This window comes from Streptomyces sp. NPDC088553 (genome assembly GCF_044752965.1).
In the GTDB taxonomy this organism is placed as follows: Bacteria; Actinomycetota; Actinomycetes; order Streptomycetales; family Streptomycetaceae; genus Streptomyces.
Map to the genome: position 1 here is coordinate 405,936 of NZ_JBIVMG010000001.1, position 25,444 is coordinate 431,379.

At 73.0% G+C, this 25,444-nt stretch carries 22 protein-coding genes and 3 pseudogenes; 13 read left to right on the forward strand and 12 right to left on the reverse strand.

Annotated elements, in window-relative coordinates; all coding sequences use genetic code 11:
* Positions 1–15: 15 nt before the first annotated feature.
* Positions 16–990 (forward strand): LysR family transcriptional regulator, encoded by a 975-nt coding sequence (locus ACIP8Z_RS01865; RefSeq protein WP_402077454.1) that lies wholly within the window; start codon positions 16–18, stop codon positions 988–990.
* A gap of 49 nt (positions 991–1,039) precedes the next feature.
* Positions 1,040–1,405, forward strand: coding sequence for a hypothetical protein (locus ACIP8Z_RS01870; RefSeq protein ID WP_402077456.1), 366 nt, complete (start codon positions 1,040–1,042; stop codon positions 1,403–1,405).
* Here ACIP8Z_RS01870 and ACIP8Z_RS01875 read toward each other — a convergent pair.
* The 3 genes and pseudogenes from ACIP8Z_RS01875 to ACIP8Z_RS01885 all read right to left on the reverse strand — a co-directional run.
* Positions 1,396–1,809, reverse strand: coding sequence for a DUF4440 domain-containing protein (locus ACIP8Z_RS01875; protein ID WP_402077459.1), 414 nt, complete (start codon positions 1,807–1,809; stop codon positions 1,396–1,398). The genes ACIP8Z_RS01870 and ACIP8Z_RS01875 overlap by 10 nt on opposite strands.
* Positions 1,810–1,813: 4 nt before the next feature.
* On the reverse strand, positions 1,814–2,323 hold the full coding sequence (locus ACIP8Z_RS01880; protein ID WP_402077462.1) for a DinB family protein: 510 nt from the start codon (positions 2,321–2,323) through the stop codon (positions 1,814–1,816).
* 69 nt (positions 2,324–2,392) lie between these two features.
* Positions 2,393–3,196, reverse strand: a pseudogene (locus ACIP8Z_RS01885) (sulfatase-like hydrolase/transferase); the annotation flags it as partial.
* Here ACIP8Z_RS01885 and ACIP8Z_RS01890 point away from each other — a divergent pair.
* A pseudogene (locus ACIP8Z_RS01890) lies at positions 3,196–3,342 on the forward strand (TauD/TfdA family dioxygenase); the annotation flags it as partial. The pseudogenes ACIP8Z_RS01885 and ACIP8Z_RS01890 overlap by 1 nt on opposite strands.
* 23 nt (positions 3,343–3,365) lie before the next feature.
* On the opposite strand, the gene ACIP8Z_RS01895 reads toward ACIP8Z_RS01890, so the two are convergent.
* Positions 3,366–3,734, reverse strand: coding sequence for a cupin domain-containing protein (locus ACIP8Z_RS01895; protein WP_402077464.1), 369 nt, complete (start codon positions 3,732–3,734; stop codon positions 3,366–3,368).
* Between the two features lie 372 nt (positions 3,735–4,106).
* On the opposite strand from ACIP8Z_RS01895, the gene ACIP8Z_RS01900 reads away from it, so the two are divergent.
* From ACIP8Z_RS01900 to ACIP8Z_RS01910, 3 genes are all read left to right on the forward strand, one after another.
* Positions 4,107–4,466, forward strand: coding sequence for an SPW repeat protein (locus tag ACIP8Z_RS01900; RefSeq protein ID WP_402077467.1), 360 nt, complete (start codon positions 4,107–4,109; stop codon positions 4,464–4,466).
* Positions 4,467–4,658: 192 nt separating this feature from the next.
* Positions 4,659–5,012: a DUF805 domain-containing protein gene (locus tag ACIP8Z_RS01905; RefSeq protein WP_402077470.1), complete on the forward strand. Its 354-nt coding sequence runs from the start codon at positions 4,659–4,661 to the stop codon at positions 5,010–5,012.
* 300 nt (positions 5,013–5,312) lie between these two features.
* Entirely contained in the window at positions 5,313–6,602 is a 1,290-nt protein-coding gene (locus ACIP8Z_RS01910) for an ATP-binding protein (protein WP_402077473.1), read from the forward strand.
* Here ACIP8Z_RS01910 and ACIP8Z_RS01915 read toward each other — a convergent pair.
* The gene (locus tag ACIP8Z_RS01915; protein ID WP_402077475.1) at positions 6,580–7,518 is read right to left on the reverse strand and encodes a carbohydrate kinase; all 939 of its coding nucleotides are present in this window, start codon (positions 7,516–7,518) and stop codon (positions 6,580–6,582) included. The genes ACIP8Z_RS01910 and ACIP8Z_RS01915 overlap by 23 nt on opposite strands.
* Before the next feature lie 186 nt (positions 7,519–7,704).
* Here ACIP8Z_RS01915 and ACIP8Z_RS01920 point away from each other — a divergent pair, with 186 nt between their 5' ends.
* Complete coding sequence (locus tag ACIP8Z_RS01920; RefSeq protein ID WP_402078867.1) at positions 7,705–8,256, forward strand: YdeI family protein; 552 nt, start codon at positions 7,705–7,707, stop codon at positions 8,254–8,256.
* Positions 8,257–8,275: 19 nt separating this feature from the next.
* Here ACIP8Z_RS01920 and ACIP8Z_RS01925 read toward each other — a convergent pair whose 3' ends face one another.
* Positions 8,276–8,785, reverse strand: a complete 510-nt coding sequence (locus ACIP8Z_RS01925) for a GNAT family N-acetyltransferase (protein WP_402077478.1) — start codon at positions 8,783–8,785, stop codon at positions 8,276–8,278.
* A 106-nt stretch (positions 8,786–8,891) separates the two neighbouring features.
* Here ACIP8Z_RS01925 and ACIP8Z_RS01930 point away from each other — a divergent pair, with 106 nt between their 5' ends.
* On the forward strand, positions 8,892–9,569 hold the full coding sequence (locus ACIP8Z_RS01930) for an NADPH-dependent F420 reductase (protein ID WP_402077480.1): 678 nt from the start codon (positions 8,892–8,894) through the stop codon (positions 9,567–9,569).
* A 30-nt stretch (positions 9,570–9,599) separates the two neighbouring features.
* On the opposite strand, the gene ACIP8Z_RS01935 is transcribed toward ACIP8Z_RS01930, so the two are convergent.
* Positions 9,600–10,607 (reverse strand): hypothetical protein, encoded by a 1,008-nt coding sequence (locus tag ACIP8Z_RS01935; RefSeq protein ID WP_402077482.1) that lies wholly within the window; start codon positions 10,605–10,607, stop codon positions 9,600–9,602.
* Here ACIP8Z_RS01935 and ACIP8Z_RS01940 point away from each other — a divergent pair.
* Together ACIP8Z_RS01940 and ACIP8Z_RS01945 are read left to right on the forward strand one after the other, a co-directional pair.
* A complete protein-coding gene (locus ACIP8Z_RS01940) occupies positions 10,606–11,160 on the forward strand; it encodes a hypothetical protein (protein WP_402077484.1) in 555 nt (184 codons plus the stop codon). The genes ACIP8Z_RS01935 and ACIP8Z_RS01940 overlap by 2 nt on opposite strands.
* Before the next feature lie 169 nt (positions 11,161–11,329).
* Positions 11,330–12,799, forward strand: coding sequence for a PP2C family protein-serine/threonine phosphatase (locus tag ACIP8Z_RS01945; protein WP_402077487.1), 1,470 nt, complete (start codon positions 11,330–11,332; stop codon positions 12,797–12,799).
* Between the two features lie 286 nt (positions 12,800–13,085).
* On the opposite strand, the gene ACIP8Z_RS01950 is transcribed toward ACIP8Z_RS01945, so the two are convergent.
* Positions 13,086–14,579: a hypothetical protein gene (locus ACIP8Z_RS01950; protein ID WP_402077489.1), complete on the reverse strand. Its 1,494-nt coding sequence runs from the start codon at positions 14,577–14,579 to the stop codon at positions 13,086–13,088.
* Positions 14,580–14,813: 234 nt separating this feature from the next.
* Between ACIP8Z_RS01950 and ACIP8Z_RS01955 the strand changes: the two genes are divergently transcribed.
* The 3 genes from ACIP8Z_RS01955 (at position 14,814) to ACIP8Z_RS01965 (ending at position 20,580) form a co-directional block, all read left to right on the forward strand.
* Entirely contained in the window at positions 14,814–15,941 is a 1,128-nt protein-coding gene (locus ACIP8Z_RS01955; RefSeq protein WP_402077492.1) for an aminoglycoside phosphotransferase family protein, read from the forward strand.
* 349 nt (positions 15,942–16,290) lie between these two features.
* Positions 16,291–18,222: an N-acetylmuramoyl-L-alanine amidase gene (locus tag ACIP8Z_RS01960; protein WP_402078870.1), complete on the forward strand. Its 1,932-nt coding sequence runs from the start codon at positions 16,291–16,293 to the stop codon at positions 18,220–18,222.
* Between the two features lie 159 nt (positions 18,223–18,381).
* Positions 18,382–20,580: a germacradienol/geosmin synthase gene (locus tag ACIP8Z_RS01965; protein WP_402077495.1), complete on the forward strand. Its 2,199-nt coding sequence runs from the start codon at positions 18,382–18,384 to the stop codon at positions 20,578–20,580.
* A 46-nt stretch (positions 20,581–20,626) separates the two neighbouring features.
* On the opposite strand, the gene ACIP8Z_RS01970 is transcribed toward ACIP8Z_RS01965, so the two are convergent.
* The 4 genes and pseudogenes from ACIP8Z_RS01970 to ACIP8Z_RS01985 form a co-directional block, all read right to left on the reverse strand.
* A complete protein-coding gene (locus tag ACIP8Z_RS01970; RefSeq protein WP_030314775.1) occupies positions 20,627–20,992 on the reverse strand; it encodes an RNA-binding S4 domain-containing protein in 366 nt (121 codons plus the stop codon).
* Between the two features lie 17 nt (positions 20,993–21,009).
* On the reverse strand, positions 21,010–21,510 hold the full coding sequence (locus ACIP8Z_RS01975; RefSeq protein ID WP_024757478.1) for a hypothetical protein: 501 nt from the start codon (positions 21,508–21,510) through the stop codon (positions 21,010–21,012).
* Positions 21,511–21,566: 56 nt separating this feature from the next.
* Positions 21,567–24,408 (reverse strand): annotated as a pseudogene (locus ACIP8Z_RS01980) (ATP-binding protein).
* Between the two features lie 592 nt (positions 24,409–25,000).
* A complete protein-coding gene (locus tag ACIP8Z_RS01985; protein ID WP_402077498.1) occupies positions 25,001–25,414 on the reverse strand; it encodes an ACT domain-containing protein in 414 nt (137 codons plus the stop codon).
* Between the last annotated feature and the right edge of the window lie 30 nt (positions 25,415–25,444).

A 25,444-nucleotide genomic window follows, 5' to 3' on the forward strand; every position in this document is an offset into this window, starting at 1 on the left:
GTCTAGGCTGCGGGCGTGGATCTCGATGCCGTACGCACCTTCCTGGCCGTGGTGGACTCGGGCCGGTTCCGGGAGGCGGCCGCCGAGCTGGCGGTCACCCAGCAGGCCGTCTCCAAGCGGATCGCCGCGCTGGAGAAGGAGCTCGGCGTGCGGCTGCTCGCCCGCACCGCACGCGGGGCGGAGGTGACGATCGACGGGCAGGCGTTCCTGCCGCACGCGCGGGCCCTGCTGCACGCCGAGGCGCGGGCGATGGCCTCCGTACGGCCCGAACAGCGGGCGCTGCGCGTGGACGTGATCGGCCGGCGGCTGGCGACCGCGGGGCTGCTGCGGGGTTTCCACCGGACGTATCCGGAGATCGAGCTGGACGTCGTGACGCTCTTCGACGCCGACGCGGCCATCGCCGCCCTCGGGGCCGGCACGATCGACGCGTCCTTCCGGGCGGTCACCATGCCCGGCAGCCGGCTTCCCGAGGGCATCGGGGCGCTGCCGGTCCTGGACGAGCCGCTGCAGCTTCTGACGGGTCCCGGGCACGCGCTCGCGGGCGCGCGCTCCGTGCCGCTCACACGGCTCGCCGGCCACCGGATCTGGATTCCCGGCATCGTCGGCGGGACCGAGTGGGCGGCCTACTACGCGGACCTGGCGGCCCGGTTCGGGCTCACCATCGAGGTGACGGGCCCGGACTTCGGCCCCGAGGCGCTGTTCGACACGATCGCGGACTCCCCCGAGCTCGCGACGTTCGTCGGTGAGGGCACCCGCCTCGTCTGGCCGCAGGGGCACGACCTGCGGCGCGTCGCCGTGCACGGGCCGACTCCGGTCTATCCGCACTCGCTCCTGTGGGCCGTGGACAACCCGCACCCCTCGCTGCTCACCCTCCGCGACCATCTCGCCGCCTCACCCGAGGCGCCCGGGTCCCCGGCTGCGGCAGGGCGGGAGACCGACATCTGGACACCTGCCTGGGCACGGCCACGGGATCGTGGTCCCGAGCTCTAGACTCGGAACGCCCGGGGGACGGGCAGGTCCAGGGGGAAGGCGGCCCGTGATGCGGTGGATCCATGATGCCGTGGGAGGCGCGCTCGTGCTCCTGCTCGGTGCGGGGCTCATCACCGCCGGCGTGCTCTGGAAGGGGCGGGCGGTCCGGCCGTTCGCCGCGTCCCGCGCGCGTTCCGTGGCCCAGCGGGAGTACGCCCGCGATCTGCAGCGCGCGGCCGACCAGGTGATCGCGCTGGCCCGCCGGTCCGCCGGCGAGGGCGAACCGGCGATCGTCACCGTCGAGGCCGTGGTGCGCACGACGCAGGAGCGTTACGGGTACGCCGCGGTGGAGCGGAGGCACGCGGCGGCCGCGCTGCGCCGCCGGTTCGAGCACGGGCGCTGCGCGGTCGACTGCGTCACCGACGCCTACGGCTGAACGTCCGCCTCGGGTACGGGCGTTCCCTGGTGGTAGTACATCCGCAGGCCCGTGCCGGCCGGCGCGGCGGGGTCGCGGCGCCAGAGCGAGCTGCGCCTGGCCCTGTGGCCGTCGAGGTCCGTCTCGTAGGTGAGGTGGACGAGGCCGGGGGCGAGCAGGGTCGCCGAGAGGGCGGTGGGCTCGTAGCGCGGTGCGTCCTCCGTGGCGCCGGACATCTCGGGGAGCGCGGCGAGCATCTCCTCGTACGTCCAGCGCCGGCCGGATGCGCCGACCTCGACGAACTCGGGGTCGAGCAGTTCGGCGGCGCGCACCCGGGAGACGCGTACGGCCGGGTCGAGGAGCGCCAGTTCGCCGGCGACGGCCTCGGCGATGTCGGCATCGTCGGGCGGGCTGAAGGCGGTCACCGCGTCACTCCCCCGTCGTGCCGTCGAGGCGCTCGCGCAGCAGGTCGGCGTGGCCGTTGTGCCGTGCGTACTCCTCGATCATGTGGGCGAGGACGTAGCGCACGGAGTACGTCTCCCCCTCGTGGGTCCCGGTGACGTCGAGGGAGGCGGCCGCGGCCACGATCGCGCGGGCGCGGGCGCACTCCTCGCGCCAGATGGCGAACGCCTCGTCGGCATCGGCCTCGTCGACGTCGAAGTCGGCCCAGTCGGAGGAGCCTGGCGGCGTCCAGGGGCTGCGGCTCCGCTCGCCGTTGAGGGTGTTCCGGAACCAGCCGCGCTCGACCTCGGCGGCATGGCGGACGAGACCGAGGAGGGAGAGCCCCGAGGGGTCGACCGCCCGCGTCCGCAGCTGCTCCGGTGTGAGTCCCGCGCACTTCAGGGCGAGGGTGTCCCGCTGGAAGTCGAGCATGGCCGTGAGGACGGCGCGTTCGTCCCCGGTGTACGGCACGGACGTGCGGTGATCCTGGATCGTCATACGGGCATTGTGCCGCCGTCCACCTGGGGTGGCCCGGGATTTTCCCTGGCCACCCCAGGAGGGGCGGGTCTACTCGAAGGCTGCGGCTGCCTCCTTGAGCGCGGCGGCCACGGCTTCGGGCGCGTCGGGGCCGGGGGCTCCGGGCCGGTAGGTGACGGACCTCAGCCGGCCGGTGCAGCGGAAGGACCGGTGGCGTTCGAAGAGCGGCCAGGAGACGGGCGACTTCCGGTCGACGCCGACGCTGATGCCCTGGAACGGGGCCATCCCGATGAGCTGGTGCACGCTCTCGGGGGCGGCGCGGTGCTCGCCGTCCACGGTGATCGTGAACCGCCAGCGCAGTCCCTCCTCCGCCGTGGCGGCGAGGAGGATCTCGTGCGGGCCGGGTCCGAGGGGGCCGGCGTCGGTCTCGTGGAGGGTTCCCTACTCGTTGTACGCGAGGGCGAGCCGGCCGTCCCTGACGCCTTCGGGCCAGGAGAGGACGAACGGCACGCGGACGCCGCCCGCGTCGGTGTGGCCCTTGTGGAGGCGGAAGGGGGTGTTGGAGGCCATGCCCCAGCCGCGGGGGTGGTGGACGAGGCTGCGGGGGCCACCGATGAGTTCGGGGTCGCGGTCGACGTCGGGGTCCCAGTCACCGGGGAGGCTGGGGCGGTGCACGAAGCGGCTGAAGTACGAGCGGGTGCCTTCGGCGCCGCCCTCGCCGGTGCCGCCGTTGTCGGAGGTGAAGACGATGACGGTGTTGTCGAGTTCGCCGAGGGCGGCGAGGGTGTCGGTGAGCCGGCCGAGGTTCTGGTCGATGTTGTCGACGAGGGCCGCGTACACCTCCGTGTAACGGGCGTAGAGCCGTTGCTGATTGTCCGTCAGGCTGTCCCAGGCGCAAGCTGCGCCGCGTGACCATCGACGGCGACGTGCCGGTCGGCGTGGACGGAAGCGCCTCGGTCCTCCTCGCGCCCGAGTCCGTTCCGGACCCGGCGTTCGGTGTCGCCTCAGGCGACTCGGCGGAGGAGCCCGCCGCCGTGTGACCGGCGTCCCGCGGGCGGACGTCTCAGCTGGACGGCTTCGCGTAGTCGGTGAAGCCCGTCCAGTCGAGCGCGACGCAGGCCTCGTCACCGAGGACCCACGCGTCGTGGCCGGGCTGGACCTCCATGTAGTCCCCGGCGCCGTACTCGGTCGACTCGCCGTCGTCCATGACGACCTTCATCCGGCCACTGACGATGTATCCCACGTGCGACGCCTGGCAGCTGTCGGTGCCGGCGATCGGTTTGACGTGCTTGGACCACTGCCAGCCCGGCTCGAACACGGCGCGCCCGACCGCGCCACGCGCACCGCTGACCAGGTCGAGCCTGCCCTTGTCGCCCTCGAAGGGGCGGGTCTCGTCCGCTGCGTCGAAGTTCTTCTTGACGATGCCGGTCATCGTTCGCTCCCGGCGACGGAGGGGCGGAATCCCCGAGTCCACTTCCAGGCTACGCGGCGGCGTTCCGGCGGGCACCTCAGCACACCCCTGCCGAGTGGTTCGCATTTGAATTGAATTTTTGTTGAACGGTGATCGCCATTTGGTGGATCCACGCACACTCGCGGCTCAAATTCTGTGCCCATCCCTTATGGGGCAGACCTACACATAAAGGCCAGATAAGAGCACAATGAAGCAGCGGCAGCATTTGCCGCAAGCGCGGTCAGACATGCATGACGCCAGAAGGAGGCGAGTCGCATGGCCGACGTCTCTCACCGTCCTGGTGATATCGCAGGACACCCCGATGCGCCGGAAATGCGGGACCGATATGCCCGTATGCTCCAGACCCGAGGTGTCGCGGCGGTCGAGGAACTCGTGATCCTCGCCGGTATCTACGCCGCGATCTCCGCGTGGACGGTCCACTTCTCCGCCACCCAGCCCGCGCTCGCCATCAGCAACCTGGTCGTCGGCATCGCCCTCGCGGTCCTCGGCCTGTGCATGTCGATGGTTCCCGAGCGTTCCCAGGACCTCAACTTCGTCGTCCTGCTGATGGGTGCGTGGCTGATCATCGCCCCGTGGCTGGTCGGGTCGAACCCCGACACCGGCACCATCCTCAGCAACGTCATCACCGGCGCGTGCGTCTGCCTGTTCTCCCTCACGGCCGGCGGACTGCTCATGACCAAGCGAAGGACGTGACGCTCTGATCCTCTCCCGGAACGGCGGCCCCTCCCTCCCCGGAGGAGCCGTCGTTCACTGTTTTCCGCCCCGGAACGGCCACTGCCTGGTAACGAATTGACCCATGTGGTTTCAGCCACCTAAGTTCTGCGTAAAGCTTGCTCCACAGGGACAGGCTCTCCCGCTCGCATACCCAGTCCTTGGGGGGACAAAGTGAACTGGTACCTCGACGTCATCAAGAAGTACGCGGTCTTCAACGGCCGGGCACGCCGCCAGGAATTCTGGATGTTCGAGCTGTTCAACTTCATCATCGCCGTCGTGCTGATGATCATCGGCCTCGCGCTCGACTTCTCGCTCCTGAGCACCCTTTACTCGCTGGCCGTCTTCCTGCCGTCCCTCGGCGTGACCGTCCGCCGCCTCCACGACACCGGCCGCTCGGGCTGGTGGGTCCTCATCGGCCTGGTGCCGCTCGTCGGCTTCATCGTCCTCATCGTCTTCGCGGCCACCGAGGGCGACCAGCACGAGAACGCGCACGGACCGAACCCGAAGCTGGCCCCGGCCTACTGACGGTACCGGCCCTCGGCGGGTCCCGACCTGCCGAAGATCCCGGCCCGCCCAAGGCCCTGACCTGCTGAAGGCCTCGTACGCGCATGCGGCCCCCGGAGGAATCCTCCGGGGGCCTTCCGCATGCCGGAGGGCGTTCCCGCGTACCGACCGGGTCACGTCGTCGCGCGGTACAGCACCGCCACCGCATAGAGCCGCCACGGCGCGTTCGCCCCCGCCGCCTTGTGCAGGATGGCGCACGACCCGGACCGAAAGCCCCGCCTAGCCTCGCCGCAACGGCACCAACGAGGGGCGGTACCACCGGTGAACTGGCACATCCACGACTACCGCGAGAGCGATCTCGCCGCCGTCGTCCATCTGATCGACACCACCGCGGAACTCGGTCAGGAGTCCGTGTTCTCGCTGGCCGAGTGCATCGGCGCCCTGACCACCCGCCAGCCCGCCGTGGTGGCCGTCCACCAGGGCGTCCCCATCGGCGCCGCGCTCGCCTCCGTCTCCGGCGAACGGGCGTGGGTCATGCGGATCGCGATCTCCTCGGCCTGGCGCGGCCGCGGTCTGGCCAGCGCGCTCCTCGTGGAACTGGAGCGGCGGCTGGTGGCGGCCAGGGTCGGGCGGATCGCGTACGTCCTGCCGGAGGAGGAGCTCGTCGGCGAGGGTCTCCTCAACGCCGGGTACACACGGCAGCCGGCCGTCGCGTACTTCGAGAAGGTGGAACCCCTGCACGGTCCCGCCGCCGGGCTCCTCGACGACCTGGGCGGCCGGCTCCTGCCGGGCGACCTGTGGGCCAAGGTCGCCGGCATGGAGCGGGAGAAGGACCTGATCGAGCGCCGGGTGGTGCTGCCGCTCGCCGAGCCGGAGCGGGCGGGCCGGCACGGGGTGCGGCCGCCGCGCGCGGTCTGCCTGTTCGGTCCGCCGGGCACCGGCAAGACGACGTTCGCGCGCGGGATCGCCTCCCGGCTCGGCTGGCCGTTCGTGGAGATCCTGCCGTCCCGCCTCGCCGACGAGGGGAACCTCGCCGCGGCCCTGCGGTCCGCGTTCGCGCGGATCGCGGAGCTGGAGCGGGTGCTCGTCTTCATCGACGAGGTCGAGGAGATCGCGCCCGTACGCTCGGAGCCCGCGCAGCCCGGTGGCATGCACGGGGTGACCAACGAACTCCTCAAGCTGATACCGGGGTTCAGGGAGCGGGACGAGCGGCTGCTCGTCTGCGCCACCAACTCGATCCGCTCACTGGACCCGGCGTTCCTGCGGCCCGGCCGCTTCGACTACCTCATCCCGATCGGTACGCCGGACAAGGCCGCGCGGGCGGCGATCTGGGCCCGGTACACCGACGGCAGGACGGACGTCGACATCGACGAACTGGTCCTGGCGAGCGACCTGTTCACCCCGGCCGACATCGAGCACGCGGCCCGGATCGCCGCCCAGGCATCGTTCGAGCGGGACCTGCTCGCCGTCGGCGGGCGGGGCGGCGAGGGTCCGGTGCCCGGGGCGAGCACCGCGGACTATCTGGCGGCCATCGGCGAGTGCCGGCCGACGGTCACCCCGGAGATGGTCGAACAGTTCGCCTCGGACATCACCACGCACGCACGGACCTGAGGGCGAACGTCTCGCGGGCGGCGTCCAGTTCGGCCCGGTCGGGCGGCTGGGCGCCGGCCCGGGAGACGGTGACGGCCGCTGCCGCGCCCGCCCTCCCCAGGAGCCCCACGAGGTCCTCGGCGCCGAGTGCGCCCAGGGCGTCCCGCCCCCGCCCGGCGAGCGTGTCGAGGACGGCGGACATGAAGGAGTCGCCCGCGCCGACCGTGTCGACGACGGTGACCGGCGGCGCCTCGGCGGCGACCGTGCGGTGGCGGGTGACGGCGAACGACCCGGCCGCTCCCAGGGTGACGAGGACCACGGCCGGGCCGAGGGCGAGCCAGCGGGCGGCGACCGTGCGCGGGTCCTCGCCCGGGTACAGCCAGGCCAGGTCCTCGTCACTCGCCTTGACCAGGTCGCTGAGGGCGACGCAGCGCTCGACGCGGGCCACGGCCGACCCGTGCTCCCCCATCAGGGCGGGCCGCACGTTGGGGTCGTAGCTGACGGTGGCCCGCTCCCGCAGCCGCTCGGTCTCGGCGAGGACGGCGGCCGCGCCGGGCGCGGTGACGGCGGCGATCGAGCCGATGTGCACATGGCGGGGCGCCGGTTCGGCCGGCGCTCCGCCCTTCAGCGTCCAGGCGATGTCGAAGGTGTACGAGGCCTGGCCGCGCGCGTCGAGGCCGACCACCGCCGACGGGGTGCGTTCGGGCACGTCGCCGACCTCCACCCGTACGCCCGCGCCCTTGAGATGGGCCTCGATGAGCCGGCCGGTGGCGTCGTCGGCAAGCTGGGTGAGCAGGGTGACGTCCCGGCCGAGCCGCCCCAGACCGTAGGCGACGTTGGCGGGACTGCCCCCCGGGTGGACGCGGTCGGCGGCGCCGGAACCGTCGGGGGCGCGGACGATGTCGGCGACGCACTCGCCGATGACCAGGAAGGACATGGGTCGGAGCTCCTTGGCGTGGACGATCCGCAGATCGTACGTGGCAGCGTGCCGCACCGGAGCGGGGCGGTCGTCGTCCGGGCGATGCCCATATCGTGGTCACGAGCGCTGCGGGCGACGTCCGGGAGCCACGAGCGACGACGACAGGGGGCCGGTGCGGTGGAGCAGTACGAGGGACTCGATCTGATGACGTTCACGGAGACCGCGGCGCTGGAGGCGTGGCTGGAAAATCATCATGCCGACCGGCCCGGGGTCTGGCTGAGGATCGCCAAGAAGGGCAAGGGGGGCGCGTCGCTGACGAATCCGGAGATCCTCGACTGCATGCTGTGCTTCGGCTGGATCGACGGGCAGCGCAAGGGCGGGGACGGGGCGTACTACTTCCAGAAGTACACGCCGCGGCGCTCGCGCAGCCTCTGGTCACAGGTGAACGTCCGCAAGGTCGCGGTGCTCACCGAGTCGGGGCGGATGCGGGAGCCGGGCCTCGCCGAGGTGCGCGCGGCGCAGGCGGACGGCCGGTGGGATTCCGCTTACCCCTCGCAGGCGGAGGCGACCGTGCCCGACGACCTCGCGGCGGCGCTCGCGGCCGACGAGGCGGCGCGGGCCGGCTACGAGGCGCTCGGGAAGACCGACCAGTATCTGATCATCATGAGGCTGTGGCAGGCCCGCACCGAGAAGGGCCGTGCGCAGCGGCTGGAGCGGACGATCGCGAAGCTGGCGGCCGGCGAGAAGGTGCGGTGAGCGGCGGGGCGCCGGGAGGTCAGCGGTCGCGGCGGTAGAGGACCTGGTGGGCGTCGTACTCGACGAAGGAGGAGACGTGGGTCATGCCGACGGCCTCCAGGAGCCGCCGGGAGCGGTGGTTCGCCTCCTGGGTCAGGGCGACCACGCTGGGGGTGCCGAGGAGCGTCGCCTCGACGACGGCGGCGACGGCCTCGCGCGCGTAGCCGTGCCCCCAGTGCTCGGGCAGGAACTGGTACGAGACCTCCGTCTCCCCCTCCCGTGCCTCGGGTTCCACCGTGACGAGGCCGAGCAGGACCTCGTCGGCCGTCCGCACCACCGCGTACACGCCGGGCGCCCCGGCGACCCGCCGCTGCCGGATCCGTACGACCTGTTCGGCGACCGGCCCGCCCAGATGGCGCCTGACCTCGGGGTCGGTCCACAACCGGGTGACCGTCGGCACGTCGGCGGCACGCACGGGCCGCAGCAGGAGCCGCTCCGTGGCGAGGGTGGCGGTTCCCGGTGTCGGGACTGAGGTCGATGAGGTGGCCATACGTCCGATCATCTCAGCCCCGGCACCCGGTCGCCGGAACTAGGACGAGGGGCGGACGCGGGTACGGTCCCACGGCCGAGGTGCGGGTGGTGGCGGCGGCGCCAGGATGACGCTCATGCGCATCGGAATCCTCGGTACAGGAAACGTAGGACAGGCACTCGCCTCGGCGTGGGCGCGGGCCGGCCACGACGTGGTCCTCGGATCACGTCGCCCGGACGACCCGGAACTGCTCGCCGGGCTGAAGGAACTCACCGCGTCGGGGTTACGGGTCGACAGCCTGGCGGGGGCGGCGGCGCACGCCGAGGTGCTGGTGAACGCCACCCCGGGCACGGCCTCCGTGGCGCTGCTGCACACGATCGGCGCGGAGGTGCTCGCCGGCAGGATCATTCTTGACGTCGGGGTCGGCTTCCTCGATGACGGATCGCTCTCGCATCCGGGCGTCAGCCTGGGCGAGGAGATCCAGCACGCGTTCCCCGGGACGCGGGTGGTGAAGACGCTCTGTACCGTCGACCGGAAGGTGATGATCGCGCCGGACTCCCTGGAGGGCCCGGCCACGGTGTTCCTCTCGGGCGAGGACGCGGAGGCGAAGAGCGTGGTGCGCGGTCTGGTCGGCGACCTCGGCTGGGCCGACGACGCGCTGCTCGACCTGGGTGGGATCGCGACGGCGCGGGGCCAGGAGACCTTCGCCCTGCTGTTCATCGGGATCGCGGTGGCGACCGGCACCTACGAGTTCGGCATCCGGGTCGTCCTCCCGACCTCGGGCGGGAGCGGCCTCGACCACTAGCCGGTCACCCCCGCCGGTGTCCGTACCGGCTCAGTCCGCCATGCGCCGCGTCAGGGCGGCCAGGGCTCCGGGCCGGCGGCCCGGGACCCGCTCCCGCAGCGCGACGAGCTGGGGGCCGAGGGCACGGGCCCGCGCCCGGTCGACGATCCGTTCCCACTGGTGGTGGGCCCGGTCCACGGCCCCCTCGACGTCGGGGTCGTCCGTGCGCTGTCCCAGCGCGAGCCGGGCTCCGGCGGCGGAGAGCCACAGTTCGCAGCTGCGGGCGGGTTCTCCGGCGAGGCGGGCGAGGTCGGCCCGTACCTCCGTCCAGTGGACGGCCTCCGCGGACCGGGGCCCGTGGCGGCGCAGGGCCTCTCGCTCCCAGGCCGCCGCCACCGCAGCCGCCTCGCCGTGACGCCCGGCCGTCGCGGCGGCGAGGATCGCGGGGTGCGGGTCCTGCTCCACGACCGGTACGGGAGCGGGCGCGGGTGCCAGGAGGAACGCCTCCGGAACCGCCGCGGCCGTCCGGGCGGCGGACTCCGCGTGGAGCGTGGCGTACGGGAGGCGTGCGCCGGAACGCCAGAGTTCCGCCCAGGACCGCAGATAGGCGGGTGCGAGGGGCTCGCCCCTGCGCGGGGCGGGGGTCACCCTCCCGTAGAGGGTCGGACCGGGTCCCAGACGCAGGAGGTCGGGTGTCGTGGTGAGGCGTTCCCATACGGCGGGGTCCGCCGCGAGGTCCGCGACGACGGTCGTGGTGCCGGGGGCACGGGCGGCGAGTTCGACGGCGAGCCAGTGCCAGGGCAGCGCCGTGTAGCGGAGGGTCGCCGGGGTGGTGCGGGCCAGGGCGAGGTGGGGCAGCTGCTGCCGGCGGTCGAGATGGAGCTGCCCCGCGAGGCAGAGCACGAGCGGACCCGGGCTCGCCGCGGCGGCACGCAGGCGGGTGAGGACGGTCTGCGGGTCGAGCGGGTCGGCGAGTTCGACGAGCGTGGCGGTGCTGGTTCCGGTGAGGACGCCGGGCGGCACGGCGGCGAGGGCCGGCAGCACGGACGCGGCATCCATGGCACGCCCGCGCCCGGCGGGCGCCGCGGCGAGCAGAAAGGCGGTGCCGGTGACGGCGGTTCCGGGAGCGCCGGTACGAACCCGAGGCGCCACGCCCACCGCGGGAGTGGCGTGGGCCGCCGGCATCGCGCCTGGCGTCGACATCATGGCCGGTGTCGGCATCGCGCCCGGCGTGGGCGTCACGGCCGGTGTCGGCGTCACGGCCGGCGTGGGCGTCACGGCCGGTGTCGGCATCGCGCCCTGTGTCGGCGTCACCGCCGCCCCCGAGGTCGCGTGGGCCGCCGTCGGCATCCGGGCCGCCGCCGTAGCGCCGCCGCCCGGCTCGCCCCGAACGCCCGCGACCGCCGAACCCGACGCCTCGGACACTCCCGGCGTTCCGGTCGCTCCCGCCGCCTCCGACCTCCCCGTACGCATCCCGCCCGTCACACCCGTAACTGCCGTACCAGAGGCTCTCGTCGTGCCCTTTCCCGTCCCCGTACCCGCCCCGCCCGTGGCCGCCGTGCGCGTGCTCACCGTGCCGATTCCGTCGTCGTTCACCACCCCCGCACCGTAACCCGTCGCGCCCTGGCCGATAATCGCTGGGCCTTTGACATATGCCAGAAGCACCACCGGATCGAGTGTTGCCAAATCCCTTACGGGCCGTCCCGGGCTGTGCAACAGTCGTATGCGGGCCTCACTTTCACACCTGGCCTGGCCGTGCCGCGCCTGTATCGGAGTACGACATGCCGTCCCCACTGTTCGCGGATCACCCCGCCCAGCAGCCGGAGCCGGGCGCGGTGGACGCGCTGATCTCACAGACCCGCCGCCTGCGCGGCGAGCTCGTCGCCGTGCGCCGGGAAGCCGTGGTGAACGACGACGACCCCCAGCAGCGCTGGCAGCGCGCCCTGTGCGACCTGGCCGTTCACCAACTCGACGACCTGGGTGCCCACTTGGGCCAGCTCCGCGCGGGCGTCCCCGAGCAGGTCGTCACCGAGGAGCCCGCCGAGACGGTCCTCGACACCGCGCTCCCCACCGACCCCGGCACCGCGTACGGCGAGATCGCCCCGCAGCGCACCGGCTCCCTGCTCTCCCGCGTCGGCAGCGCCGAGTGGAACCTCCTGACCGACGAGGTCAGCTGGTCCGAAGAGCTGTTCCAGATCTTCGGACGTACGCGCGAGAGCGGTCCGATGTCGCTGGACGAGATGCCCACGATGGTGTTCGTGGAGGACCAGTCCGTCCTCCAGGGCATGGTGACGGACTGCCTGATCGACGGAAAGCCGATCGACGGCGAGTTCCGGATCGTGCGGACCGACGGGTGCGTGCGGACCGTGCACATGACGGGCGAGCCCGTCCTCGACGCCGACGGCTGCACCGCCTCGATGTGGGCCGTGCTCCGCGATGTCAGCGAACTGCGGCGCAGCGAGCGGGCGGTCCGGGAGAGCCGGGACAGCCTGGAGCGCAGCCGCCACATCGAGCAGACCGAGCGACGGGTCGCCGTCGAACTCCAGGAAGCGGTGCTCCCGCCGTGGCGCGGCTCGCTCCGCTTCGCCCACGACGGCCCCGCCCCGCTCGACGTGGCCGCCCACTACCTCCCGGCCGCCACCACCGGTCTGATCGGCGGCGACTGGTACGACGCACTGGCCCTGCCCGACGGGGACGCGCTGCTCACCGTCGGTGACCTGACGGGCCACGGGGTCGCCGCGACGTCCTCGATGGCCATGCTCCTCGGCGCGCTGCGCGGCATGGCCGTGGCCGGGATCCGGCCCGCCGCCCTGATGGGTCATCTCAACCAGCTCCTGGAGACCTCCGTACAGCCGGCGCTCGGCAGTGCGATGTGCTGCCGCTACGACCCGGTCGCCCAGACACTGACCTGGGCACAGGCAGGCCACCCCGCCCCGCTGCTGTTCCGCGACGGGACGGGGCACGTCCTCCGGCGGCCCGAGGGCGTCCTCCTCGGGGCCACCACCGGGGCCGTGTACGGCGAGGCCGAGATCCGGCTGATCCCCGGTGACCTGCTGGTCCTGCACACCGACGGGCTCACCCGGGGCAGCGGTCCGGACGACGACACGGGCACGCGACGACTGCTCGCGCTCGGCCGGCGGCTCATCGGGGCACGGGACGCCCAGGACGGTGTGCGCGCGGTGGTCGAGGAGTTCGGCGAGGAGCAACGCGAGGACGACGCCTGTGTGATGGTGGTCCGGGTCGGACACTGAACCACCTGGCGACGGCCGGCCGCAGGGCGTCGTCGCCGGACCACGACCGCGACCTCGCGCGCTGACGCGCCACGACGCTGTGGCACGGCAGCACGATCACAGGCACCCACCCTGTCGTCGACAAGCCGGACGTCGACGACCCGTAACTCGGCGGTCCGGACACCGACGTTGACAGCCCTGGCCACCGACTGCCGCTCGGCGGAAGCCCGTTGGCGAACCCGCGCTTCGACCGCGCACATCGACCGCCCGTGGGGCTCCCCGACCCGGCCCCCGGCGCTCGTCCCTCTCAGGCCTGCCCCGTCCGCGGCCGGTTGACCGGAGACCTCGGCAGCGCCAGCTCGATCTCCTCGCGGAGGTGCTCGATCCTCGCGTAGCCCGCGTACTGCCCGGTCAGCCGGTACATCTCGCGGAGCCGGTCCCACGTGCGGTGGGACGAGGTCTCCCCCATGGACATCAGGGCGAGCCGGGCGTACCGGTCGGCCTGCTCGGGATCGTCGGCGATGAAGCAGGCCGAGGCGAGCGAGATGTGGTCGAAGAGCTTCGAGCGGTCGTGACCGCCGCGCCGCAGTTCGAGCGCCAGCTTGGCGTGGCGCTGGGCGGGCACGGCCGCGGCCGGGTCGTGGTCCGCCAGGGTGCGGTACGCGAGGGCCTGCATGCCGTGCATGTCGGCCTCGTCGAAGTTCTGCATCCAGCTGGGGTTCGCCTCGTCGCGCCGGTCGGACACGAAGAGGTCCTCGGCCTCGCCGAGCGTGCGGCGCATGGCCTGGCCCCGGCCCATCGAGGCCTGCGCCCAGGCCTCGATCGTGTGGAACATGGCCCGGGTCCTCGGCAGGACGCGTTCGCCCGAGCCCTCCTTGGCGAGCTTCATCAGGTCGAGGGCGTCGTCGGGCCTGCCCAGGTGCACCATCTGGCGGGCGGCACGGGACAGCGCCTCGCCGGCCCGCGGCCGGTCGCCGCCCTCGCGGGCCGCGTGCGCGGCGATCACGAAGTACTTCTGTGCCGTGGGTTCGAGTCCCACGTCGTGGGACATCCAGCCGGCCAGGACGGCCAGGTTGGCGGCGACGCCCCAGAGGCGTCGCTGCAGGTGGTCGGCGTGACGGTAGGCGAGCATGCCGCCCACCTCGTTGAGCTGGCCCACCACGGCCTTGCGCTGGAGTCCGCCACCCCGGGAGGCGTCCCAGGCACGGAACACCTCCACCGAGTGCTCCAGTGCCTCGATCTCCTCCGACCCGATGGGGGCGGCCTCGTAGCGGTCGAACCCAGCGGGGTCGGCGTGGAGGGGATCGGTGGCTCGTCGGGGGGCACCCTGGCGAGCGGGGTCGGTCTGCAGCCAGTCGTGCATGGCATTGCTGAGTACGGAGCCGGCGGCAAGCGCGGCACCCGCGCCCACCAGGCCGCGTCGGTTGAGCATGAGGTCCATTCCCGTGAATTCGGTGAGGACCGCCGCCGTACGATCGGGTGCCCAGGGCAGCCCGTCAGGGTTCTCCGTCTTCCTGACGTCCTGCCTCTTTCCGCTGCGCCCGTGTCGTACGAACCCGAGGTCCTCGATGGTCACGACACGGCCGAGTCGCTCGGTGAACAGTGCTGCCAGCACCCGGGGGACGGGATCGCGCGGGGTTTCGCCCCGGTCGATCCACCGCCGCACCCGCGAGGTGTCGGTCGCCAGCTGGGGGTGGCCCATGGCCGCCGCCTGCCGGTTGACCAGTCTCGCGAGTTCGCCCTTGGACCAGCCGGCCAGGCCGAACAGGTCTGCCAGGCGGGTGTTGGTTTGTCCGGTCACGTCTAAGCCCCCAGGTTCTCGGCTGAAGTTGACAGTAGCCCTCTGTCATAGGCCTGGCGACAATTCGCCAGGCTTCGCCAGGGTGCGCGAGATGTTCCGCCACCCGCGCCCGGGTGTCAGGTAGGAACGCGCCACCCCGCCCCGCCGACCGGCCCTCATTCCCCAGGGTGCGGACCGGGGGCGGGCGGGGCGACGCACGCAACTCGTCGGCACACGAAGGGATCTGTCACCTCCATGTACACAGCATCGTCCTCCGTGTCCGCCCCGCCCCGGCCGCAGCACCGCATCATCCCGGCCGGCGCCGGACCCTACTTGGCACCCGCCCCGCAGGCCGTACGGCCGAGGCGCTGGGTGGCCGGCACGGGTACCCAGCCGATCAGCGGGAGAATCGATCTCTCCGGCCCCCAGGGGGCGCAGCTGAAGACCGCGATCGCCTCCGTCCACCGCATCTGCCCGGAGTTCAACCCGGTCCAGGTGCTGCGGCGCAGCGGTCGTTCCGTACTGATCGTCGGAACGACCGGGCGGACCACGGCGGTCGCGAAGTGTTTACTGGACCACTCCCCCGCGTGGGTCGAGCGGTTCCGGCACGAGATAGCGTCCTACCGCTCCTTCGTCCGCCACCGTCCGCCGGTGCGGGCGCCCCGGCTGATCGCGGCCGACCCGGAGAACTGCACGCTGGTGATCGAGCGGATGCCCGGACGGGCGGCGGCGCTCTCGCGCCACCCCGTCGAGGCTCCGCCCCGTGCCGACGTGCGGGCCGCGCTCGGCGCGATCGCCCGGCTCAACGCGTGGCGCCCGCCGGCCGGGACGTTCGACGCGCCGCTGGACTACGGAACCCGGATCGCCCGCTACCACGAGCTCGGTCTCTTCACCGACCGGGACCGGGACGACCTGCAGAAGCTGCTGCACGGTCTGGCGCACGCGGGCGGCCGCCAGGGCATGGGCCAGTTCTGTCACGGTGACGCCCTGCTCTCCAACATCCTCCTCTCCCCCGCCGGACCGGTCCTCGTCGACTGGGAGCACGCCGGCTGGTATCTGCCGGGCTACGACCTGGCGACCCTCTGGGCCGTGCTCGGTGACGCGCCGCTCGCCCGGCGCCAGATCAGTCAGCTCGCCCAGCAGGCGGGCCCGGCCTCCCGGGACGCCTTCCTGGTGAACCTGATGATCGTGCTGACGCGGGAGATCCGGACCTACGAGACGGCGGTGCAGCGCACCATGAAGGAGGCTCCGCCGGCCGGTTCCGTGCCGGTGCCCACGGGAGCACTCGCCCCCGGTGAGGAACAGCGGCTGCTCCTGAGGCGGCTGCACGACGACTGCGCCATGGCACGGCGGGCCGTGCGCGCGGCGGTCGGGACGCGCTGAACGGCGGGCCCGACCGACGACACGGGGGGTGCGCCGTGCGCCCGGTGCCGACACACCGGGACGCGGCGCACTGACGCTTCCGCCCTCGGGCGCGCGAGCCAATGGTCCACTCCACTGACGCGTCCCAGGCCGGGGGCCCGTCTCCGCGAAACTCCGCCACACAGCCTCCATGCCCGCTCTGACGTGCGAAGTTCCCTTGGCGTGCGCGTGATTGACGGATCGTCCGGTAGCCGATACCCCTGTACGGGTTCGGTCCCGCACGCCCCGGTGTCACCCCCCGCCTCTGGAGGCTGCCTTGCTCCGTTCCGCGTCCCTCAGACGTGCGCCGTCACGTCGACTGCCGAAGACCCTGGGCGCCCTCGCGTCCGCCGCCCTGCTGTTCCCGCTGTTGTCCGCCGCCCCGCCGGCCGGTGCCGAGGTGCCCGAGGCGGGTGTCCTCCAGGAGCAGTTCGCGCGGGCGGCCGCACGGCACGGCGTACCGGAGAGCGTGCTGCTCGCCGTCGCGTACCTCCAGTCGCGCTGGGACGCCCACGGGGGTGCGCCGAGTGTGACCGGTGGCTACGGACCGATGCACCTGACGGACGCGGTGACGGCGCTGGCCGAGGCACCCCCGCACCATTCGGAGGGTACGGAGGACGCGCGCGGCGACTCCTCGCGCGCCGTGCGCTCCGGCGCGGAGGCGCCCGTGCCCGCCGCTGTCCCGGCCACCGGTTCGTTGCCCGCGCGGCTGCGCACCCTGGAGCGGGCGTCCGCGCTGTCCGGGATTCCGGCCGAGGAGCTGAGAACCCGTACGGCCGCGAACATCGAGGGCGGGGCGGCGCTGCTCGCCGCCGCGCAGCGGGAGTCCGGCCGTCCGGCGAGCACGGACCCGGCCGACTGGTACGGGGCGGTGGCGCGGTACTCGGGCGCCGACGACTCGGCGACCGCCGCCCGCTACGCGGACGACGTGTTCGACGTGATCCGCTCCGGCGAGTCGCGGACGACGGACAGCGGGCAGGTGGTGACGCTGGCGGCCGCCCCGGCGGTCGCGCCCGACACCGCGCAGGTCGCGGGTCTCGGCCTGCGTCGGCCCGCCGACGGCCCGGTGGAGTGTCCGCGGACGGTGGCCTGCGAGTGGATCCCGGCGCCGTACGAGGAGTTCGGCGACGGTGACTACGGCAATCACGACAAGGCGAACCGGCCCGCCTCCCAGGCGATCGACTACATCGTCGTCCATGACACCGAGGCCACCTGGGACGTCACCCTGAAGCTGGTGCAGGACCCGACGTACGTGTCGTGGCAGTACTCCCTGCGCTCCTCCGACGGGCACATCGCGCAGCACCTGGCGCTGAAGGACGTCGGCTGGCACGCGGGCAACTGGTTCGTGAACGCCAAGTCCGTGGGCCTCGAGCATGAAGGTTTCCTCACCGCTCCGGACTCCTGGTACACGGAGGCGATGTACCGGTCGTCGGCGCGGCTCGTGCGGTATCTCGCCGCCCGGTACGACATCCCGCTCGACCGGCAGCACATCCTGGGCCACGACAACGTGCCGGGGACGGTGACGTCCACGATCAAGGGCATGCACACGGACCCGGGGCCGTACTGGGACTGGGCGCACTACTTCACGCTGCTCGGCCGGCCGATCACGCCGAGCGCCGGTCCCCGTGCCGGTGTGGTGACGATCCGGCCCGCGTACGGCTCCCACCGTCCGGTCTACACGGGCTGTGTCACGGCGGGCGAGGCGTGCGCGCCGCACGGCAGCGGGGCGGTGCGCCTGCACACCGGGCCGAGCGCCGACGCGCCCCTGGTGAAGGACATCGGTCTGCGGCCGGGCGGGCAGGAGTCGACCACCGGGGTCAACGACACCGGGGCACGCGCGTCGACCGGGCAGAGCTACGCGGTGGCGGAGCGCCGGGGCGACTGGACGGCGATCTGGTACCTCGGACAGAAGGCCTGGTTCCACAATCCCGCGAAGGCGCCGGCCGCCGTGAACGCGCGGGGTCTCGTCCTGACGCCCCGCGAGGGGCTGGCGTCGGTGCCGGTGTACGGCCGGGCGTATCCGGAGGCATCGGCGTATCCGGCGGGTGTGCCGGTGCAGACGGTGTCGCCACTGCCGTACCAGCTGCTCGCGGGGCAGCGGTACGTGGTGGGCGACCGGACCCCGGGCGAGTACTACTTCGCGCCGGTGTTCGACAGCAGCGGGCACACGGTCGTCCGGGGGCAGGAGGAGTACTACCAGATCCAGTTCGGCCATCGGGTGGCCTTTGTGAAGGCCGCTGACGTGTGGGTTTCCCAGTCCTGACGGAGGCGTGGCCGAAACCTGCGGGGTGGTGCCGGATGAACGAGCCGACACCACCCCTTCGGCGTTCATAGGACTATTCAGGAGATCGCGTGCGCCGTACGGGCTACGGGTAAAGGTGGGCCGGACACAGCCCTTGCTCACCGGAAGGCCCCTCAGCAGATGCCTCAGCCCTTCGTTATGCCGGATTTCTATGTTCCGTATCCGGCGCGGCTCAACCCCCATGTGGAGGCCGCCCGCACACACACCCGTGACTGGGCGCGGGAGATGGGGATGCTGGAGGGTTCGGGGGTCTGGGAGCAGCACGACCTCGACTCGCACGACTACGCGCTGCTCTGCTCGTACACCCATCCCGACTGCGACGAGGAGGCCCTCAACCTCGTCACCGACTGGTACACGTGGGTCTTCTTCTTCGACGACCACTTCCTGGAGATCTTCAAGCGGCCCCAGGACCGGGCGGGCGGCAAGACGTATCTGGACCGGCTGCCTCTGTTCATGCCGGCGGATCCGGCGGCGGGCATGCCCGAGCCGACCAACCCCGTCGAGGCGGGACTCGCCGACCTCTGGCTGCGGACCGTTCCCTCGATGTCGGAGGGCTGGCGCGTGCGGTTCGCGGAGGCCACGGAGCATCTGCTGTACGAGTCGCTCTGGGAGCTCGACAACATCAACGACGGGCGGATCGCCAACCCCGTCGAGTACATCGAGATGCGGCGCAAGGTGGGCGGCGCGCCCTGGTCGGCGGGGCTCGTCGAGTACGCGGCGGGGGCGGAGGTCCCGGCCCAGGTGGCGTACTCCCGGCCGCTGCGGGTGCTCAGGGACGCCTTCTCCGACGCCGTCCATCTGCGCAACGACCTCTTCTCGTACCAGCGCGAGGTGGAGGACGAGGGCGAGAACAGCAACGGCGTGCTCGTCCTGGAGAAGTTCCTCGGCTGTACGACCCAGGAGGCGGCGAACGCCGTCAACGACCTGCTGACCTCACGGCTCCAGCAGTTCGAGAACACGGCCCTCACCGAAGTGCCGCTGCTCGCCGCCGAGCAGGGCCTGGACGCGGCCGAGTGCGCGGCCGTCGCGGCGTACGCGAAGGGGCTGCAGGACTGGCAGTCCGGTGGCCACGAGTGGCACATGCGCTCCAGCCGGTACATGAACGAGGGCATGGTCGGAGGCCCTTCGCACCTCGAAGGGGTCCTCGGCACCTCCGCGCTCGACATCCGCACCCTCTTCGGGCGCCCGGCGGCGGCGCGGCTGCGGGCGCTCACGCACGTACCGCACCAGCGGGTGGGGGCGTCCCTGCTGCCCGAGTTCGACCTGCCCTACCCGCTCGCCCTCAGCCCGCACCACGCGGAGGCGCGCCGGCTGTCGCTCGACTGGGCCGAGCGGTTCGGGCTCCTGGACGACATCTGGGACCGGCCGCTGGCGGAGGGCTTCGACCTGGCGCTGTGCTCGGCCGGGCTCGACCCGGACGCCACCCTGGAAGAGCTGGAGCTCAGCGCCGAGTGGCTGACCTGGGGGACGTACGGAGACGACTACTACCCCGCCGTCTTCGGCCGCTCGCGCAACCTGCGGGGCGCGAAGGAGCAGACCGAGCGGTTCAAGTCCTGCCTGCCGCTGGAGGATCCGGCCACGGGTGCGGCACTCGCCGCGAACCCGATGGAGCGCTCGCTCGCCGACCTCTGGGCCCGGACCGCGGGCCCCATGACGGCGGAGGCCCGCGCCCAACTGCGGTACTCGCTCGACGTCATGCTGGACAGCTGGCTGTGGGAGCTGCACAACCAGGCGCAGCACAGGGTTCCCGACCCCGTCGACTACATCGAGATGCGCCGCAGCACCTTCGGCTCCGAACTGACCATGCTCATGGCCCGGTTGCGGCACGACGACGTGCTGCCGCCCAAGCTGTTCCGCTCGGGGACCGTGCGCGCCCTGGAGAACGCGGTCATGGACTACGGGACGCTGATCAACGACCTGTTCTCGTACCAGAAGGAGATCGAGGTCGAGGGCGAGGTGCACAACGGCGTTCTGGTGCTCCAGACGTTCTTCGACTGCGACTACCCGACGGCGGTGGCCATGGTGGACGACCTGATGCGGGGCCGGCTGCGCCAGTACGAGCACCTCAAGTCGCGTGAAGTCCCGTTGCTGTACGAGGAGTTCGGGCTCGACGCGAAGGGCCGCGCCGCCTTCCGGGCGTATCTTCGGGAGCTGGAGGACTGGCTCGCGGGCATCCTGAACTGGCACCGCGAGGTGCGGCGTTACGCGGCGGAGGACGTGCACGCGGGCAGCGGTACGGCGCTGCTGCGGCGCGGGCCGACCGGTCTCGGCACCTCGGCGGCCCGGATGGCGGATCTCCTCGGGCCGGTCAGGGTCTGAGGTGGCGGGTGGAGCGGCCCGCGGGGCCGCTCCACCCGCCCGGTGGTCAGCTGTGACGGCCGCGGAGCTCGTCGAGTTCCCGACGGTCTCGCTTGGTGGGGCGTCCGGCACCCCGGTCCCGTACGGCGGCGACGGCGACGTGCTCGCGCGGCGGCGGGGGCGGGCTGTTGTCCACGTACGCCTCGACGGCGACCGGTGGGCCGACCCGCTTGGTGTGGAGTTCCTTGACCTCGACGATCCGTTCCCGTCCGCCGTGGAACACCCGGACCTCGTCGCCGGGCTTCACCGCCTGGGCGGGCTTGGCCCGTTCGCCGTTGACCTTGACGTGTCCGGCCCGGCAGGCCGCGGCGGCCTGGGCGCGGGTCTTGGTGAGGCGTACCGCCCAGATCCAGCTGTCGACGCGTGCGCTCATCGGCCCCCGCTCCCCCGTCAGCCCTGCTGGAACAGCTCGGCGGGCAGCGGCTTGAGCAGCGCGTACAGGTCGTCGGTGATCGGCCGGTCCCAACTGGCGATCGTGACGAGGACGTTGTCGCTGCGGTCGAACTGGACGCAGGAGATGCGGCTCTCGGAGAGCTTGAGGCGACGGACGATCAGGAGGTTGTCGCCCTGCATCACGGGGACGTCCTCGGTGTCGAGGACCTCGACCGGCTCGTCGTTCTCGAGGGCGGCGAGGAGCTGGGCCACCTCGAAGGGGATCTGGCCGTCGGCGAGCTCGCGCGCCGGGGAGCCCTCGGGCAGGTTGCCGATGATCATCGCGGGGCCGCGACCGCCGAACAGGTCGTACCGGAGGAAGACGCCCTGGCAGGAGCCGTCGGGGGCGGGCAGCAGGCCGGCGCCGAGATTGCCGGGCCAGTCCCCCGGGTCCATGGCCAGGACATCGAAGTCCGGGCCCGCGGGAGTGGCGGCGCTGCGGCGGCGGAGGAAGGACATACGGCCATGGTACGTGCCCGGGCGCACGATGCGACGCGCCGGGCGGCTCCGGGCGGTCAGTCCCGTCCGGCGAGGTCCTGGGGCTCCCGGCCGGTGTTCCTGAGGGCCTGCGCGAGGCCCGTGCGGTCGGTTCCGAGCTTGCGGTAGACGGCCGAGAGGAGCCGGGCCACGGTGGTGGCGTCGACGCCGAGGATCGCGGCAGCGTCCTGGTCGCGGACGGTGAGATCGGCGGCGGCGCGCTCACGGGCGGTGAGCGTGTCCGTGCCCGCGGGGTGGAGCGCCCGGGGGCGGAGACCGGCCGCCGCGAGCTCGGCGCGGGCCACCTCGACGAGGGCGTCGGCGCCGCAGTCCTGGGCGGCCTCCAGACCCCGGTAGAGGTGCTCGGCGGCCTCCCCGGCGCGTTCGGTGCGTCGCAGGGCCGCGCCGAGGGCGACGAGGGAGCGGGCCAGCTCGTAGGCGGCGGGTGACTGGTCGAGCCAGTCGACGGACTCCTCCAGGAGCTTCACGCGGTCTGCGGGCTCGGACACCTCGGCGGTCACGCGGAGCGCCTGGCCGATCGCGGAGGGCGCCCCGTACTGGCGGGCTCGGGCGACGGCCTCGTGGGCGGTGGCGAGGCCCTTCGCCGGGGAGGTCGCCGCCTCGGCGAGCGCGAGGTGGAGCTGCCAGGGGCAGCAGGAGGGGTTGCGCTTGCCCCGCGGGTCGAGGCGCCTGCCGACGGCGGCCAGCTCCTCGGCGGTCCTGGGTGCGGCCGGTGGCGAGCAGCAGCTCGGCGTGGACGGTCTCGCAGTCGGGGATGGTGACGGCGGCGGGGAACGGTTCGCCGAAGTCGTGCTCGCGGGCGACCCGCACGGCCTCGTCCGTACGGCCGCGGGCGATGAGGACCTCGATCATGACTCCGGTGGCGTACCAGAGGGCCGGGGTGCGGGCGCCGACGCGCTCGGCGAGGCGGAGTCCGGCGCGGGCGAAGTCCTCGGCCTCCATCAGGCGGCCGCGCCGGAAGCGGATGTAGCCGATGAGGGTGTACGCGAAGGCGAGGTGCGCCCCGCGCCAGCCCTGCTTCTCGAATTCGGCGGTTCCGGCGGCGAAGAGTTCCTCGGCGCGACCGGGCCGGTCGGCGTAGAGGTGGAGCAGGGCCACGAGGACCGGCACCTCGAAGCCGCGGCTCTCGTCGGCCCAGGTGAGGCCGCCTTTGAGGGCGCGTTCGGCGTCCTTGAGGGCGAGGGAGGCGGGTTCGGCGCGCAGGGTGGCGTCCCAGGCGCGCAGTCCGATGATGTACCGCTCGGTCACGTCACGGCCGGTGAGCCGGTCGGCGAGCGCCGCGAGGCGCCGGGACCGGGCGGGCGATTCCGGCTCGTCGGCGCGCAGGGCGTCCCACATGAACTTCTCGGCCTGCATCCGCAGGCGGCTGCGGGCGTCGGTCGCCTTCCTGGCCTCCTCGCCGAGGAGCTCGGAGGCCTCGACGAGCCGGTCGCTGTGGGCGAGGACCTGAGCGAGGCGGTAGACGATGCCGTGGCGGAGCGCCGGGTCGCTGACCGGCTCCTCCAGGGCGGCTCGCAGATGGTTGACGGTGGTGACGGGCTCGGTGAGGAGCGAGGAGCAGCCGAGTTCGTAGAGGACGGCGGCCCGGTCGTCGGGGGCGGGCGGTTCGCGCAGGGCGCGGGCGAGGAACCGGCGGGCCGCGTCGGGGGCTCCGGCGCGGAGGTTCTCGCCGGCGGCGGCGCGCAGCTGGCCGACGACCCAGGGGTCGCCTTCGGGGTGGGTCTCCAGGAGGTGGCGGGCGGCCGCGGTGGGGCCGAGTCCGGCGTCGACGACGGACCAGGCGGCCTGGCCGTGCAGGGCGACACGGGTGGCGTCCGGGATGGACCGGTAGACGGTGGTCGCGATGAGCGGGTGGACGAACTGGAGCGGATCGTCGGCCTGTTCGGCCTCGGCGAGGACACGCGCCTCGCGGAGCCGGGCGGCGCAGTCGGCGACGGCCTCGCCGCCGAGACCTGCGACGGCGCCCGCGAGCTGGGGCGAGATCTCGGTGCCGAGGACGGCGCATGCCCAGGCGAGGCGCACGGTGGCGGGTCCGAGCCGTTCGAGCCGGGTGACGAGGCCGCTGCCCTTGAGGGCGGCGGAGAGGTCGGGGAGTTCGTGGGCTCCGTCGGCGGTGGGTTCGAGGCCCTGGTCGCGGACCTTGGCGGCGAGTTCGACCGCCTCGAAGGGGTTGCCCGCGGTGACCGACCAGAAGTCGCGGCAGAAGCTGTCGTCGGCGTGGGCGCCGACGCGGTCGCGGACGAGCCGGGCCACGGCGGACGAGGTGAGCGGGGCGAGGTCGAGGGGGCGCCGGCCGGACCGGCGTCCGGTGAACTCCATTCCTTCGGCGGGGAGTTCGTCGGGGCGGTAGGCGACGACGAGGAGCATGGGCAGCTCCTCGGCGCGCGGGGCGAACGCGGCGAGCCAGCCGAGGGATTCGGGGTCGGCCCAGTGGACGTCGTCCAGGACGACGACGAGGGGCGCGCGGCGTACGGCGAGATGGGTGAGGACCCAGTCGAGTCCGTCGCGCAGACCCTGCGGGTCGGGCGGCGAGCCCTCGGCGGAGGCGCGGAGCCCGAGGGCGGGGCCGACGATGTCGTACCAGGAGCCGAGGCGTTCGCGCAGTTCGGTGTCGGTGGCGTGGGCCAGCTGCGGCTGCAGGAGCTGCCGGGCGACGTGGAAGGCGACCCGCTGCTCCTGGTCCCCGCCGCGCGCGGACAGCACGGTGCAGCCGCGGGCGGAGGCGCGGCGCCGGATCTCGGCGAGCAGTGTGGTCTTGCCGAGGCCGGCGGGGGCGGCGTAGGCGAGGATGCCGCCGCGGCGGACGACCTGGGGGCGCGCGGAGGCCGCGGCACCCGCGTCGGGTGCGGAGGCGAACACCGAACCGGGGCGGGGTTCCGGGGGCGACGCGGCACCGGCGTCGGGCACGGGCCGCAGTCCGGTCCGGCCGCCGGCGACCCGGTCGTCCTCGGACGGCGTGGCCACCCGGCCGTTCACCGGCGCGGCGTCCTGGACGGACGTCCTCGTGGGGACGGCGACGAGGTGCGGGCCCCGCGTCTCGCGGGGTGACGGTACGGCGACCGGCCACAGCGGCTCGTCCGCCAGACCTGTCAGGAGGTCGAGCGCCTCCTCGGCCGCGGTGAGCGCCGCCTCGCGCTCGAAGAGGCCGACTCCCTGACGGGCCGACCCGCCGTCCTGACGTGCCACGTTCCACCCCCACACAGGGGGCGCGCGCCCGGCGCACGGTCAGGAGTGCCGAGCGGGAAGCCCCGCGAAAGTCCCAGCGTACGCCCGAAGGAGTGAGCTGGGACGGTCAAACGGCCAAGCAAAATCCCGTCGTGTCGTCAGTGGCATATTCCGCCCTGCGCCGAGCGGTGGAGAGCACCTTCGCCGAGGCCGTCGCGGCCGTGTCCGTCATGATCGGGCCGGCCCGCGACCGGCCCTCAGGGTGCCCCTGGGCCTGCCCGGCGGATCAGGGCCCAGGGGCGCCGTCGCCGCCTTCCGCGAGGCGTTCGAGAACGGCCAACGCCTCCTCCGCGCGCGCGTGTTCCACGAAGAGGTGGTCGTGGTGGAAGCCCGCCACCACGTTGCAGCTGAGTCCCGCTCCGGCGAGCGCCCCGGCGACGGCGGCCGTGAGCCCGACGGCGTCGAGCGCGGAGTGCACGCGCAGCGTGATCCGGCCCGCCACGTAGTCGTACGGGAGGGCTGCGGCGTCCGCCTCCTCCTGGCGTACGACGAGGGTGAGGCCCTCGTCCTCGGTGACGGTGACCACCGGGGCGACCCCGGCCGGGGCGGGGCCGTCCACCGTGGTGAAGACGTAGCGGCCGGGGTCGAGTTCCGGCCGCATCCCGGCGAGCAGCCGGGTCAGATCACGTTCCGCGTTCATGGCCGCCAGGGTAGGCGGCCGGCCCGGCGG